This window comes from Citrobacter sp. Cf118 (assembly GCF_030334095.1).
Lineage (GTDB): Bacteria > Pseudomonadota > Gammaproteobacteria > Enterobacterales > Enterobacteriaceae > Citrobacter > Citrobacter freundii.
In genome coordinates this window covers 475,334-489,308 of record NZ_JAOWES010000088.1, presented here as the reverse complement: position 1 = coordinate 489,308, position 13,975 = coordinate 475,334, and the positions used below count along the sequence as shown (strand labels likewise).

Genomic DNA, 13,975 nt, shown 5'->3' with positions numbered 1-13,975 from the left:
AATTACGGTTCAAACGGTCGGCGCTGAAACTGATCGTGTCCGCATTTCGGACACAGCGGCAGCACATCCGGGGTGTAAACCGCTAAATGGAAGTGGCACTTCTCGCAGACCAGATTACCTAATCCGACCACCTCGCCGCTGTGATAAACACCGTGATGACTGAGATCCTGGAACACTTCGCGCCATTCGAGCTGCGTTTTATCGGTAATATCGGCCAGTTCCTGCCAGATACTCTCCTTGATAACCCGCATAAAGACGCTGTCTGTCTCCTCATCGAGACTTTCTTCATAGCTCAGAGCAAACTCTTCCAGGTCACGTCTGACGGCCCGAGTGAGCTCTTCCACCTCGGTTCGCGTTAACTCCCCGGTCTGCATAACTCGTTGACGCGCCTGCTCCACCAACGCATCGATATCGCGTTCGCCATTACGCAGACGTTCGCTCAGTGAAGCTACCAGTTCACGGTAATATTGAGCAACCTTGTTCATCGCTTCGCCTCCTGGGTCGTTAACTGTCTATAATAATAGACGTTATTTACGCTACGCTTTGCAAGACTGTCCACAGAGTGTGTAAATTCGTGCAAGAATTATCCTTGCGGGAATTCAACGCTGAATGCGCGAAAGGCTGTTTTGGCGCGGGCGTTTGGGCTATGCTATGCGGATCTGAAACACCACATCTAGAGCTACGTTTGTAGCTGTATTGAAAACAGGACCACTGGCTGCCATGCAAGAGCAATACCGCCCGGAAGAGATAGAATCCAAAGTACAGCTTCACTGGGATGAGAAGCGCACATTTGAAGTTACCGAAGACGAGAGCAAAGAGAAGTATTACTGCCTGTCTATGCTTCCCTATCCTTCTGGTCGACTACACATGGGCCACGTACGTAACTACACCATCGGTGACGTGATCGCCCGCTACCAGCGCATGCTGGGCAAAAACGTACTGCAGCCAATTGGCTGGGATGCGTTCGGTCTGCCAGCAGAAGGGGCTGCGGTTAAAAACAACACCGCACCAGCACCGTGGACGTACGACAACATCGCATACATGAAAAACCAGCTCAAAATGCTGGGTTTCGGTTACGACTGGAGCCGTGAGCTGGCGACCTGCACCCCGGAATATTACCGTTGGGAACAGAAATTCTTCACCGAGCTATACAAAAAAGGCCTGGTGTACAAGAAAACGTCTGCTGTCAACTGGTGCCCGAATGACCAGACCGTACTGGCGAACGAACAGGTTATCGACGGATGCTGCTGGCGTTGTGATACCAAAGTCGAGCGTAAAGAGATCCCGCAGTGGTTCATCAAAATCACCGCTTACGCTGACGAACTGCTGCGTGACCTGGATAACCTGGATCACTGGCCTGACACCGTGAAAACGATGCAGCGCAACTGGATTGGCCGTTCTGAAGGCGTAGAAATCACCTTCGATGTGAACGATTACGACAACACGCTGACCGTTTACACAACCCGTCCGGACACCTTTATGGGTGCGACCTATCTGGCCGTTGCCGCAGGTCACCCGCTGGCGCAGAAAGCCGCTGCAAATAACCCGGAACTGGCCGCCTTCATTGACGAATGCCGCAACACCAAGGTTGCTGAAGCCGAAATGGCAACCATGGAGAAGAAAGGCGTCGACACGGGCTTTAAAGCCGTTCACCCGCTGACTGGCGAAGAGATCCCGGTTTGGGCAGCAAACTTCGTCCTGATGGAATACGGTACGGGCGCAGTCATGGCCGTTCCGGGGCACGATCAGCGCGATTACGAGTTTGCGACTAAATATGGCCTGACCATCAAGCCTGTAATTCTGACCGCTGAAGGCGCAGAGCCGGATCTGTCCGAACAAGCTCTGACCGAAAAAGGGGTGCTGTTTAACTCCGGTGAGTTTGACGGCCTCGACTTCGAAGCAGCCTTCAATGCCATTGCTGACAAGCTGGTGGCTCTTGGCGTGGGTGAGCGTAAAGTGAACTACCGTCTGCGTGACTGGGGTGTTTCCCGTCAGCGTTACTGGGGCGCGCCGATTCCGATGGTGACATTGGAAGACGGTACCGTACTGCCGACGCCAGAAGACCAGTTGCCGGTTATTCTGCCGGAAGACGTGGTTATGGATGGTATTACCAGCCCAATCAAAGCCGATCCGGAGTGGGCAAAAACCACCGTTAACGGCATGCCTGCACTGCGCGAAACCGACACTTTCGATACTTTTATGGAATCCTCCTGGTACTACGCGCGCTACACCTGCCCGCAGTACAACGAAGGGATGCTGGATCCAGAAGCTGCAAACTACTGGCTTCCGGTTGATATCTACATTGGTGGTATTGAACACGCCATCATGCACCTGCTCTACTTCCGCTTCTTCCACAAGCTGATGCGCGATGCGGGTATGGTCAACTCTGACGAACCGGCTAAACAGCTGCTGTGCCAGGGTATGGTGCTGGCCGATGCGTTCTATTACGTTGGTGCAAACGGTGAGCGTAACTGGGTTTCTCCGGTTGATGCCATCGTTGAGCGCGACGAGAAAGGTCGTATCGTCAAAGCTCAGGACGCAGAAGGCCATGAACTGGTGTATACCGGCATGAGCAAAATGTCCAAGTCGAAAAATAACGGTATCGACCCGCAGGTTATGGTTGAACGTTACGGCGCCGACACCGTACGTCTGTTCATGATGTTCGCTTCTCCGGCTGATATGACGCTGGAATGGCAAGAATCCGGCGTTGAAGGGGCGAACCGCTTCCTGAAACGTGTCTGGAAGCTGGTTTACGAACATACCTCCAAAGGTGATGTCGCTGAACTGAACGTTGATGTGTTGAGCGAAGACCAAAAAGCGCTGCGTCGCGACGTGCACAAAACCATTGCTAAAGTGACCGATGATATCGGCCGTCGTCAGACCTTTAACACCGCAATTGCGGCGATTATGGAGTTGATGAACAAGCTGGCGAAAGCACCGCAGGAAGACGAACAAGACAGAGCCCTGATGCAGGAAGCGTTACTGGCCGTCGTTCGCATGCTGAACCCGTTCACCCCACACGTTTGCTTCACGATGTGGCAGGCGCTGAAAGGTGAAGGCGATATCGACAACGCACCGTGGCCGGTAGCTGACGAAGCCGCAATGGTTGAAGACTCGACGTTGGTTGTTGTTCAGGTGAACGGTAAAGTCCGTGGCAAAATTACCGTTCCGGTAAATGCGACAGAAGAACAGGTTCGTGAACGTGCTGGCCAGGAGCATCTGGTGGCAAAATATCTTGATGGCGTTACCGTACGTAAAGTGATTTATGTACCGGGTAAACTCCTCAATCTGGTCGTTGGCTAAGCGCGGGAGGAAGCGTGCGACTTCTGACAACATTGTTGTTATCTCTGGCGGTGCTTGTCACCGCCGGGTGTGGCTGGCATCTGCGTAGTACTACGCAGGTTCCACCCTCAATGAAAACCATGATCCTGAACTCTGGCGATCCGAACGGCCCGTTAAGCCGTGCGGTCCGTAACCAGCTGCGTCTGAACGGTGTGACGCTGCTTGAAGACGGTACAATGCGTAAAGATGTGACGTCTTTACGTCTTGGCGCGGTCAGCATTTCGCAGGATACGGCGTCGGTATTCCAGAACGGTCAAACAGCTGAATACCAGATGGTGATGTCCGTAAGCGCTACCGTGCTGATTCCAGGACATGATATTTACCCTATCAGCGCAAAAGTTTATCGTTCGTTCTTTGACAACCCACAGGCTGCACTGGCGAAGGATAACGAGCAGGAGATGATCGTAAAAGAGATGTATGACAAAGCGGCTGAACAGTTAATTCGTAAGCTGCCAAGCGTACATCTGGCTGATACTCTGTCATCCAATGCTGATGATAATGCTAAGCCAGCTGCGACAAAAGCCGCAGAGCCTGCGTCATCTCCGGCGCGTGTCTCCACCACGCTGGGTAACTGATGCTCAAGTTGTACCCTGAACAACTCCGCGCACAGCTCAATGAAGGGCTGCGCGCGGCGTATTTGCTCTTAGGTAACGATCCCCTCTTATTGCAGGAAAGCCAGGATGCCATCCGTCAGGCTGCTGCCACACAAGGGTTCGAAGAACACCACGCCTTCACTCTGGACAACAGCACCGACTGGGGAGAGATTTTTTCACTCTGCCAGGCGATGAGCCTGTTTGCCAACCGTCAAACCCTGCTCCTGCAACTGCCTGAAAATGGCCCCAATGCCGCCATTAACGAACAGCTCGCTTCACTCGTCACACTGCTACATAACGACCTGCTGCTGATTGTTCGTGGTAACAAGCTGACTAAAGCGCAGGAAAACGCCGCATGGTATACCGGACTTGCCAATAATGCGGTGCAGGTCAGCTGCCAGACGCCGGAGCAAGCACAGCTCCCGCGTTGGGTCGCCGCGAGGGCTAAACTCAATAACCTGCAACTGGATGACGCAGCCAATCAGCTGTTGTGCTATTGCTATGAAGGTAACCTGTTAGCACTGGCGCAAGCGCTGGAACGGTTAGCATTGCTTTGGCCTGATGGCAAACTAACGCTGCCTCGCGTAGAAAAAGCCGTTAACGATGCGGCGCACTTTACCCCGTTCCACTGGGTGGATGCGCTGCTGATGGGCAAAAGCAAACGCGCGCTGCACATTCTGCAACAGCTACGTCTGGAAGGCAGTGAGCCGGTTATTTTGCTGCGTACGATACAGCGTGAATTGCTGTTGCTGGTCAACCTAAAACGGCAGTCGGCGAATACCCCCTTGCGCACGTTGTTTGATAAACACCGGGTGTGGCAAAATCGCCGAGGCATGATGGGTGATGCGCTAAACCGGCTGAACCCGGCGCAGCTGCGTCAGGCGGTAACGCTGTTAACGCGTACGGAAATTACGCTTAAACAAGACTATGGTCAGTCAGTGTGGGCGGAACTTGAGGGACTGTCCCTTTTGCTCTGCCATAAATCACTGGCCGATGTTTTTATTGATGGTTGATATGAAATCATTGCAGGCTCTGTTCGGCGGCACCTTTGATCCGGTGCATTATGGTCATCTTAAACCGGTTGAAATTCTGGCGAATCTGATTGGTCTTTCCCGGGTCATCATCATGCCCAATAACGTGCCGCCGCATCGTGCGCAGCCTGAAGCGTCCGGTGAGCAACGTAAGCGCATGGTTGAACTGGCCATTGCTGATAAACCGCTGTTTTCCCTGGATGAACGCGAACTGAAACGCGACACGGCCTCCTACACCGCGCAAACGCTAAAAGAGTGGCGCGAGGAACAAGGCCCGAATGTGCCGTTAGCGTTTATCATTGGTCAGGATTCGCTGCTGACCTTCCCTTCCTGGCACGACTACCACACGATTCTGGATAATACCCATCTCATCGTATGCCGACGTCCAGGTTATCCTCTCGAAATGACGCAGGAAAAGCACCAGCAATGGCTGGAAGATCACCTGACTCATTCGCCGGATGACCTGCACAACCTGCCTTGCGGGAAAATCTACCTGGCCGAAACGCCGTGGTTCAACATCTCCGCCACGCTCATTCGCGAGCGACTGGAAAAAGGCGAGCCGTGCGACGACCTGATGCCAGGCGCAGTGCTTGACTATATTAATCAGCAGGGGTTGTACCGCTAAGCGTGTTGTTTAATGCCGCCAGCAGGCGGTCATTTTCTTCCTGACTGCGAACAGCAACTCGGTAATAACGCGCGTCCAACCCAGGGTAATTGGCACAACTGCGAATCAAGACATGCTGTTCCAGCAACATCCGTTGCAAATCAATATCCGCGCGATCGCAGCGTAATAAACGATAATTTGCCTGGCCGGGATACACCGTCAGGCCGGGCAGGTTTTGTAGCTGCTGCTCAAACCGCGCTCCCTCTTGTTCCAGCCATTTCCACGTCGCCTGCTGATAAGCGCTGTCGCGTAAAATAATCTCGCCAGCCAGAGCAGCAAACGCATTAATTGACCACGGCATTTGTCGGCTGCGCATTTGTACAACGGCCTGCTCGTTACTGTTGACCAGATACCCCAGACGCAGCCCCGGTATCGCATAGAACTTGGTGAGCGAGCGCAGCACCCAAATATGCGGGTTATCCCGAAGTAGCGGAATAAACCCCGGCTCCCCGGCAATAAAATCGATAAACGCTTCATCAAGGATCAGATTGATCCCAAACCGCTCACAACGTGAGGCAATCTCACGTAGCAGGCGGTTATCCGGTAATAACCCGGTGGGGTTGTTGGGGGTGCAGAGAAACAGGCAGTCCAGCTCTGAGGTTAACGCATCGAGGATCGCATCGGTAAGCTGCCAGCCATCGTCTTCGCGCAGCGCAAACTCATGGATCGTACAGTCTCCCCATTGTAGCGCCCGACGATATTCAGCAAACCCAGGCGTCACGATCATCGCGTGGCGTGGCTTCAGGCCATCTACCAGGGTAAAAATAGACTCGGTCTCACCGTTTCCGGCCAGGATCCACGAGGCCGGAATCTGATGATGCTCCGCCAGCGCTGCATGCAGTTTAGCGTAATCGACATCCGGGTAACGCTCCGCGCAGTCCATATTGTCGATAATTGAGCGTTTTAAACCTGCTGGCATACCCAGCGGATTAATATTCGCGCTAAAATCCAGCAATTGCTCAGGCGAGACGCCCAACAGTTCGGCGGCTTCTCGGGTATTACCACCATGCGCGCTCTTCAATAAAGACATCGTGCCGCTCCACGTAAAAAAAGGTATTTTAGTGAAAAATCTCTGCGCAATCAGGGCAAACATCATGTTTTGTGCGAATAACCCCAAGAGGAAAAAATGAGACTCTGGTTGGTACGTCATGGCGAAACCGAAGCCAACGTCGCGGGTTTATATAGCGGCCACGCTCCCACACCACTAACAGAACGGGGAATAGCTCAGGCGCAAACGCTGAGTACGCTGTTACGCGATGTGCCTGTCGACAACGTTCTGTGCAGCGAGCTGGAGCGCGCCCGCCATACAACGCAGTTGATCTTAGGCGATCGCGAGATTCCTGTGCGTAACATGCCTGAGCTCAATGAGATGTTTTTTGGCGACTGGGAAATGCGCCACCATCGCGATCTGGCGCGCGAAGACGCCGAAAACTACGCCGTGTGGTGTAACGACTGGCAGAACGCGACGCCCACTAATGGCGAAGGTTTTCAGGCATTTTCCCTGCGCGTGGAACGCTTCATTGCTCAACTCGATGATTACAAAATGTGCCAAAACCTGCTGGTGGTGAGCCATCAGGGTGTATTGAGCGTGTTGATCGCCCGTTTGTTGTCCATGCCGGCAGCAGCAATGTGGCATTTTCGCGTCGAACAAGGTTGCTGGAGCGTGATTGATTTTTGCGACGATTTTGCGGTTCTGAAAGTACTTAACAGCCGGGCTGTATGGCACGACGGAGAGTGAAAGCACTGTTTTTTCTGCCGAAGGGCTTCTCTCCCATTGACACCCCATGACAGGCTGTTATTCTCCGCAACCTGACTTTTCCCGCCCTTCAGAGCTTTGCAGAAATTGTTTTACAAAAATGGCGATGCATTCTGCGGCGTGGGGTGGGATGATAGCGCACTTCACAAGCGCTTTCGGAGACATTTGTCCCGATATCGCCTCTGGTTCAGGTATACTAACAGACGTTTTTAACTCTTTTCACCCAGGGGGAACACTTGCAGGGTAAAGCACTTCAGGATTTTGTAATCGACAAAATTGATGACCTGAAAGGTCAAGACATCATCGCCTTAGACGTTCAGGGCAAATCCAGCATCACTGATTGCATGATTATCTGTACTGGCACGTCCAGCCGTCATGTAATGTCTATCGCAGACCACGTTGTTCAGGAGTCCCGCACTGCTGGTCTGCTGCCGCTCGGCGTAGAAGGCGAGAACGTCGCAGACTGGATCGTCGTTGACCTCGGTGATGTGATTGTCCACGTGATGCAGGAAGAAAGCCGTCGCCTGTATGAACTGGAAAAACTCTGGAGTTAATGCGTGAAGCTGCAACTTGTCGCTGTGGGTACGAAAATGCCTGACTGGGTGCAAACCGGTTTTACGGAGTATCTCCGTCGGTTTCCGAAAGATATGCCCTTTGAGCTGATCGAAATCCCGGCAGGAAAACGCGGCAAGAACGCGGATATTAAACGCATTCTCGACAAAGAGGGTGAACAGATGCTGGCTGCCGCAGGCAAAAACCGCATCGTCACCCTTGATATCCCTGGCAAACCCTGGGACACGCCGCAGTTGGCGACCGAACTGGAACGCTGGAAACTGGACGGTCGTGACGTCAGTTTGTTGATTGGTGGGCCGGAAGGTCTTTCTCCTGCCTGTAAAGCAGCAGCAGAACAAAGCTGGTCACTCTCAGCGTTAACCCTTCCTCACCCTCTTGTTCGGGTTCTGGTTGCGGAGAGTCTGTACAGGGCGTGGAGCATTACCACCAACCATCCTTATCACCGTGAGTGATCATTGATTCTTGAGTAGATTAAGCAGCGGATGAAACTACAGAATTCTTTTCGCGACTATTCGGCTGAGTCCGCGCTATTTGTGCGCCGGGCGCTGGTCGCTTTTTTGGGGATTTTGCTGCTCACCGGCGTGCTGATCGCCAACCTTTATAATCTGCAAATCGTTCGCTTTACTGATTATCAGACCCGCTCGAACGAAAACCGCATCAAACTGGTGCCTATTGCCCCCAGTCGCGGCATCATTTATGACCGTAACGGAATCCCGCTCGCCCTTAACCGCACCATTTATCAGATAGAAATGATGCCAGAAAAGGTCGACAACGTTCAGGATACCCTCGACGCTCTGCGTAACGTCGTAGACCTGACGGACGATGACATTGCCGCCTTTAAAAAAGAGCGCGCCCGTTCACACCGTTTCACATCCATTCCGGTAAAAACTAACCTGAGTGAAGTTCAGGTCGCACGCTTTGCCGTTAATCAATATCGCTTTCCTGGCGTCGAAGTTAAAGGTTATAAACGCCGCTACTACCCCTACGGCTCTGCGCTGACCCATGTCATTGGCTACGTATCAAAAATCAACGATAAAGACGTAGACCGCCTGGACAAAGACGGCAAACTGGCTAACTACGCGGCGACGCACGACATCGGCAAGCTGGGTATTGAACGTTATTACGAAGATGTACTTCACGGCCAGACCGGTTATGAAGAGGTTGAGGTGAACAACCGCGGCCGCGTCATTCGCCAGCTGAAAGAAGTGGCGCCGCAGGCCGGGCACGATATCTATCTCACCCTCGATTTGAAACTCCAGCAGTACATTGAAACGCTGCTGGCAGGCAGTCGCGCCGCCGTGGTGGTTACCGACCCGCGTACCGGCGGCGTTCTCGCGCTGGTGTCCATGCCGAGCTACGACCCGAACCTGTTTGTCGATGGTATCTCCAGTAAAGATTACTCTGGGTTGCTCAATGACCCGAACACCCCATTGGTTAACCGCGCCACGCAGGGTGTTTACCCACCGGCTTCGACAGTTAAACCTTACGTCGCAGTTTCTGCATTAAGTGCAGGTGTCATCACCCGCAATACTGGTCTGTTCGATCCAGGTTGGTGGCAATTACCGGGCTCTGAAAAACGTTACCGTGACTGGAAAAAATGGGGGCACGGCCATCTGAACATCACCCGTTCTCTGGAAGAGTCGGCGGATACGTTTTTCTATCAAATCGCCTATGATATGGGGATAGACCGACTTTCAGAGTGGATGAGCAAGTTTGGCTACGGCCAATATACGGGCATCGATCTTGCCGAAGAGCGCGCGGGAAACATGCCAACCCGCGAGTGGAAGCAAAAACGGTTTAAAAAACCATGGTACCAGGGTGATACCATTCCGGTCGGCATCGGTCAGGGTTACTGGACGGCAACCCCTATCCAGATGAGTAAAGCGCTGATGATCCTTATCAACGACGGTTTGGTAAAAGTCCCGCATCTGCTGATGAGTACGGCAGAAAACGGCAAGCAAGTACCGTGGGTACAGCCACACGAACCCCCCGTTGGTGACATTCATTCCGGTTACTGGGAAATCGCAAAAGACGGTATGTACGGTGTAGCAAACCGTCCTAACGGTACTGCGCACAAGTATTTCGCTGGCGCACCTTACAAAATTGCGGCGAAATCCGGTACTGCCCAGGTCTTTGGCCTGAAAGCCAATGAAACCTATAACGCGCACAAGATCGCCGAGCGCTTACGTGACCACAAGCTGATGACAGCCTTCGCACCCTATGATAAGCCCCAGGTTGCTGTCGCCATAATCCTTGAAAACGGTGGCGCGGGCCCGGCTGTGGGTACCATTATGCGCCAGATCCTTGACCACATTATGTTGGGCGACAACAACACCAATCTGCCTGCAGAAAACCCCGCGGTTGCAGCAGCGGAGGACCAATAATCGTGACGGATAATCCGAACAAAAAAACATTCTGGGACAAAATCCACATCGATCCCACGATGTTGCTTATTTTGCTGGCGCTGCTGGTTTACAGCTCGCTAGTCATCTGGAGTGCCAGCGGCCAGGATATCGGCATGATGGAGCGCAAGGTCGGCCAGATCGCAATGGGCCTGGTCATCATGGTGGTGATGGCGCAAATCCCGCCCCGGGTTTATGAAGGCTGGGCACCCTATCTCTATATATTCTGCATCATCCTGTTGGTGGCGGTAGATGCCTTCGGCGCGATATCCAAAGGGGCGCAGCGCTGGCTGGATTTGGGTATTGTGCGTTTTCAGCCTTCCGAAATTGCCAAGATTGCCGTGCCGCTGATGGTCGCACGCTTCATCAACCGTGATGTTTGCCCGCCATCGCTAAAAAATACCGCCATTGCACTGGTGCTGATATTTATGCCCACCCTGCTGGTGGCCGCTCAGCCTGACCTCGGTACCTCAATACTGGTCGCCCTTTCCGGTCTGTTTGTTCTGTTCCTTTCTGGTTTAAGCTGGCGTTTAATCGGTGTTGCGGTGGTTCTGGTTGCGGCGTTTATCCCGATACTGTGGTTCTTCCTGATGCATGATTACCAGCGTCAGCGCGTCATGATGTTGCTCGATCCAGAAACCGATCCACTGGGTGCGGGATATCATATTATTCAGTCTAAAATTGCTATTGGCTCCGGCGGTCTACGCGGCAAGGGCTGGCTGCACGGTACGCAGTCGCAGCTTGAATTTTTACCCGAACGTCACACGGACTTTATCTTCGCGGTATTAGCAGAAGAGCTGGGTCTGGTAGGGATCTTAATTCTGCTTGCGCTGTACATTTTGCTGATTATGCGCGGATTATGGATCGCTGCCCACGCGCAAACCACCTTTGGTCGCGTCATGGCAGGTGGTTTAATGTTGATATTATTCGTTTATGTCTTCGTAAATATTGGTATGGTGAGCGGTATTCTGCCCGTGGTTGGCGTTCCTCTCCCACTGGTCAGTTACGGAGGCTCGGCACTTATCGTGCTGATGGCCGGGTTCGGGATTGTTATGTCGATCCACACCCATAGAAAAATGTTGTCGAAAAGCGTGTAAGGGGTACGCAATGCGTAAGCAGTGGCTTGGTATCTGCATCGCAGCAGGAATGCTCGCGGCGTGTTCGAGTGATGATGGTCAGCAACAGGGTGCTGTCGCGCCGCAGCCTGCGGTGTGTAATGGTCCGATTGTTGAAATCAGCGGGGCCGATCCGCGCTTTGAACCCCTGAACCCAACGGCGAATCAGGACTATCAGCGTGATGGTAAGAGCTACAAAATCGTCCAGGACCCTTCCCGCTTTAGCCAGGCAGGGCTTGCCGCTATCTATGATGCGGAACCCGGAAGCAACTTAACCGCGTCTGGTGAAGCGTTCGACCCGATGCAACTGACCGCAGCGCATCCGACTCTGCCAGTCCCAAGCTATGCCAGAGTAACTAACCTGGCAAACGGCAGGATGATTGTCGTGCGCATAAACGATCGCGGCCCTTATGGCAACGATCGCGTGATTTCACTTTCACGTGCAGCAGCAGACCGTCTGAATACCTCCAACAACACCAAAGTGCGTATCGACCCAATCATCGTCGCCCAGGATGGTTCATTGTCCGGTCCGGGTATGGCGTGTACGACAGTCGCAAAGCAAACCTATGCCCTGCCCGCGCGTCCTGATTTAAGCGGTGGCGGTAATATGGGAAGTATGCCTTCGCCATCGGATGCGGGTCAGCCGCAAGGCGATATTCGTCCGATCAGCAATTCCACGCTGAAAAGCGATGATCCAACCGGTGCGCCAGTGAACAGCGGTGGATTCCTCGGTGCGCCAACCACCCTCGCCGCAGGCGTGCTGGAAGGTAGCGAGCCGACTCCGGCTCCGCAACCGACCATCACCGCACCGGCAACACCAGCCGCCGTCGCGGCACCAGCTCCAGCGGCAGTAGCCAACGGACGTTACGTGGTTCAGGTTGGCGCAGTCAGCGAGCAGTCGCGTGCGCAGCAGTATCAAAAACGTTTAAGCCAGCAGTTTGGCGTCCCAGGTCGGGTGGTACAAAATGGCGCAGTCTGGCGTATCCAGATGGGGCCGTTCGCCAGCAAAGCTGAAGCCTCCACATTGCAGCAGCGTCTTCAATCCGAGGCGCAATTACAGTCCTTCATCACCGGCGTGTAATAACGTAAATCAGGTATCTGAATTGTCAGTTTCTGTAAATGACATTAACAAAGTCACGCGGAAAGTCAGATGCCTGCCCGTTTTGCATTTGCTATAGTAGGGCACTTTTTTTAATTTCATCACGGACGTCGTAGTTCAGACCATGAAGACCACTTTTTCCGCTCGTTTCGTGCAGCGTATGGCGCTCACCGCGGCTCTCTGCGCAGCTTCTCTCTCTGCTGCCCATGCCGATGACCTGAATATTAAAACCATGATCCCGGGTGTTCCGCAGATCGATGCGGAGTCATATATCCTGATTGATTACAATTCAGGCAAAGTTCTGGCAGAACAGAACGCAGACACTCGCCGCGACCCCGCCAGTCTGACCAAAATGATGACCAGCTACGTCATCGGCCAGGCGATGAAAGCCGGCAAGTTCAAAGAAACCGATCTGGTCACTGTCGGCAATGACGCCTGGGCTACTGGTAACCCGGTCTTTAAAGGTTCATCGTTGATGTTCCTGAAACCTGGAATGCAGGTTCCTGTTTCCCAGTTGATCCGTGGTATCAACCTACAATCCGGGAATGACGCATGTGTGGCAATGGCGGACTTCGCAGCCGGTAGCCAGGATGCTTTCGTCGGTCTGATGAACAGCTATGTGAACGCGCTGGGCCTGAAAAACACCCACTTCCAGACCGTTCATGGTCTCGATGCTGACGGTCAGTACAGCTCGGCTCGCGACATGGCGATGATTGGCCAGGCCCTGATTCGTGACGTGCCTAACGAATACTCTATCTATAAAGAAAAAGAGTTCACCTTTAACGGTATTCGTCAGTTAAACCGTAACGGCCTGCTGTGGGATAACAGCCTGAATGTCGACGGTATCAAAACCGGTCATACCGACAAAGCTGGCTATAACCTCGTTGCATCCGCAACCGAAGGTCAGATGCGTCTGATCTCTGCCGTCATGGGTGGCCGCACCTATAAAGGTCGCGAAACCGAAAGTAAAAAACTGCTGACCTGGGGCTTCCGTTTCTTTGAAACCGTGAATCCGCTGAAAGTCGGTAAAGAGTTTGCTTCAGAACCGGCCTGGTTTGGTAACACAGATCGTGCATCGTTAGGCGTAGATAAAGATGTCTACCTGACCATTCCGCGCGGCCGCATGAAAGATCTGAAAGCAAGCTATGTGCTGAACACCACAGAACTGCATGCACCGCTGCAGAAAAACCAGGTTGTCGGCACCATCAACTTCCAGTTGGATGGCAAAACCATCGAACAGCGCCCGCTGGTAGTCCTGCAGGAAATCCCTGAAGGCAACTTCTTTGGGAAAATCATTGATTACATTAAATTAATGTTCCATCACTGGTTTGGCTAAAAATCGAACACTTGAAAGTGTGATTTACGTCCCCATATACTAGGTATCCAGATAACTCCCACAC

General features: G+C 53.0%; 13 protein-coding genes. 11 read left to right on the top strand and 2 right to left on the bottom strand.

The window, feature by feature from the left end:
- Window positions 1-2: 2 nt before the first annotated feature.
- Window positions 3-485 (bottom strand): zinc ribbon-containing protein, encoded by a 483-nt coding sequence (locus tag OGX67_RS22410; protein WP_003022748.1) that lies wholly within the window; start codon window positions 483-485, stop codon window positions 3-5.
- Between the two features lie 235 nt (window positions 486-720).
- Between OGX67_RS22410 and leuS the strand changes: the two genes are divergently transcribed.
- From leuS to nadD, 4 genes are read left to right on the top strand one after another with little or no spacing between them, the layout of a single operon-like run.
- Window positions 721-3,303, top strand: a complete 2,583-nt coding sequence (gene leuS / locus OGX67_RS22405) for a leucine--tRNA ligase (RefSeq protein WP_048998184.1) — start codon at window positions 721-723, stop codon at window positions 3,301-3,303.
- Between the two features lie 14 nt (window positions 3,304-3,317).
- Window positions 3,318-3,917, top strand: coding sequence for an LPS assembly lipoprotein LptE (gene lptE / locus OGX67_RS22400; RefSeq protein WP_257651740.1), 600 nt, complete (start codon window positions 3,318-3,320; stop codon window positions 3,915-3,917).
- On the top strand, window positions 3,917-4,948 hold the full coding sequence (gene holA / locus OGX67_RS22395) for a DNA polymerase III subunit delta (protein WP_003022740.1): 1,032 nt from the start codon (window positions 3,917-3,919) through the stop codon (window positions 4,946-4,948). Before lptE ends, holA begins: the two co-directional genes overlap by 1 nt.
- Window position 4,949: 1 nt before the next feature.
- Complete coding sequence (gene nadD / locus OGX67_RS22390; protein ID WP_003022738.1) at window positions 4,950-5,591, top strand: nicotinate-nucleotide adenylyltransferase; 642 nt, start codon at window positions 4,950-4,952, stop codon at window positions 5,589-5,591.
- Here nadD and cobD read toward each other — a convergent pair.
- Window positions 5,566-6,660: a threonine-phosphate decarboxylase CobD gene (gene cobD, locus OGX67_RS22385; RefSeq protein ID WP_257651741.1), complete on the bottom strand. Its 1,095-nt coding sequence runs from the start codon at window positions 6,658-6,660 to the stop codon at window positions 5,566-5,568. The genes nadD and cobD overlap by 26 nt on opposite strands.
- Before the next feature lie 96 nt (window positions 6,661-6,756).
- Here cobD and OGX67_RS22380 point away from each other — a divergent pair, with 96 nt between their 5' ends.
- From OGX67_RS22380 to dacA, 7 genes are all read left to right on the top strand, one after another.
- Window positions 6,757-7,368 carry an adenosylcobalamin/alpha-ribazole phosphatase gene (locus tag OGX67_RS22380; protein WP_268043530.1) on the top strand — a complete coding sequence of 204 codons (612 nt, stop codon included), beginning with the start codon at window positions 6,757-6,759 and terminating at the stop codon, window positions 7,366-7,368.
- A 254-nt stretch (window positions 7,369-7,622) separates the two neighbouring features.
- Window positions 7,623-7,940 (top strand): ribosome silencing factor, encoded by a 318-nt coding sequence (gene rsfS / locus OGX67_RS22375; protein WP_003022728.1) that lies wholly within the window; start codon window positions 7,623-7,625, stop codon window positions 7,938-7,940.
- Window positions 7,941-7,943: 3 nt separating this feature from the next.
- The gene (rlmH, locus tag OGX67_RS22370) at window positions 7,944-8,411 is read left to right on the top strand and encodes a 23S rRNA (pseudouridine(1915)-N(3))-methyltransferase RlmH (protein WP_003022725.1); all 468 of its coding nucleotides are present in this window, start codon (window positions 7,944-7,946) and stop codon (window positions 8,409-8,411) included.
- 30 nt (window positions 8,412-8,441) lie between these two features.
- On the top strand, window positions 8,442-10,343 hold the full coding sequence (gene mrdA, locus OGX67_RS22365; RefSeq protein ID WP_057063295.1) for a peptidoglycan DD-transpeptidase MrdA: 1,902 nt from the start codon (window positions 8,442-8,444) through the stop codon (window positions 10,341-10,343).
- A gap of 2 nt (window positions 10,344-10,345) precedes the next feature.
- Window positions 10,346-11,458, top strand: coding sequence for a peptidoglycan glycosyltransferase MrdB (gene mrdB / locus OGX67_RS22360; RefSeq protein WP_003022718.1), 1,113 nt, complete (start codon window positions 10,346-10,348; stop codon window positions 11,456-11,458).
- A gap of 10 nt (window positions 11,459-11,468) precedes the next feature.
- Window positions 11,469-12,557: an endolytic peptidoglycan transglycosylase RlpA gene (gene rlpA / locus OGX67_RS22355; RefSeq protein WP_257651743.1), complete on the top strand. Its 1,089-nt coding sequence runs from the start codon at window positions 11,469-11,471 to the stop codon at window positions 12,555-12,557.
- Window positions 12,558-12,699: 142 nt separating this feature from the next.
- Window positions 12,700-13,911 (top strand): D-alanyl-D-alanine carboxypeptidase DacA, encoded by a 1,212-nt coding sequence (dacA, locus tag OGX67_RS22350; protein WP_003022711.1) that lies wholly within the window; start codon window positions 12,700-12,702, stop codon window positions 13,909-13,911.
- Window positions 13,912-13,975 lie beyond the last annotated feature (64 nt).

What these genes read in the sequence shown, in the direction of transcription:
- OGX67_RS22410 (WP_003022748.1), bottom strand. Translation starts at nt 485, where the DNA reads ATGAACAAGGTTGCTCAATATTACCGTGAACTGGTAGCTTCACTGAGC.
- leuS (WP_048998184.1), top strand. Translation starts at nt 721, where the DNA reads ATGCAAGAGCAATACCGCCCGGAAGAGATAGAATCCAAAGTACAGCTT.
- holA (WP_003022740.1), top strand. Translation starts at nt 3,917, where the DNA reads ATGCTCAAGTTGTACCCTGAACAACTCCGCGCACAGCTCAATGAAGGG.
- nadD (WP_003022738.1), top strand. Translation starts at nt 4,950, where the DNA reads ATGAAATCATTGCAGGCTCTGTTCGGCGGCACCTTTGATCCGGTGCAT.
- cobD (WP_257651741.1), bottom strand. Translation starts at nt 6,660, where the DNA reads ATGTCTTTATTGAAGAGCGCGCATGGTGGTAATACCCGAGAAGCCGCC.
- OGX67_RS22380 (WP_268043530.1), top strand. Translation starts at nt 6,757, where the DNA reads ATGAGACTCTGGTTGGTACGTCATGGCGAAACCGAAGCCAACGTCGCG.
- mrdA (WP_057063295.1), top strand. Translation starts at nt 8,442, where the DNA reads ATGAAACTACAGAATTCTTTTCGCGACTATTCGGCTGAGTCCGCGCTA.
- rlpA (WP_257651743.1), top strand. Translation starts at nt 11,469, where the DNA reads ATGCGTAAGCAGTGGCTTGGTATCTGCATCGCAGCAGGAATGCTCGCG.
- dacA (WP_003022711.1), top strand. Translation starts at nt 12,700, where the DNA reads ATGAAGACCACTTTTTCCGCTCGTTTCGTGCAGCGTATGGCGCTCACC.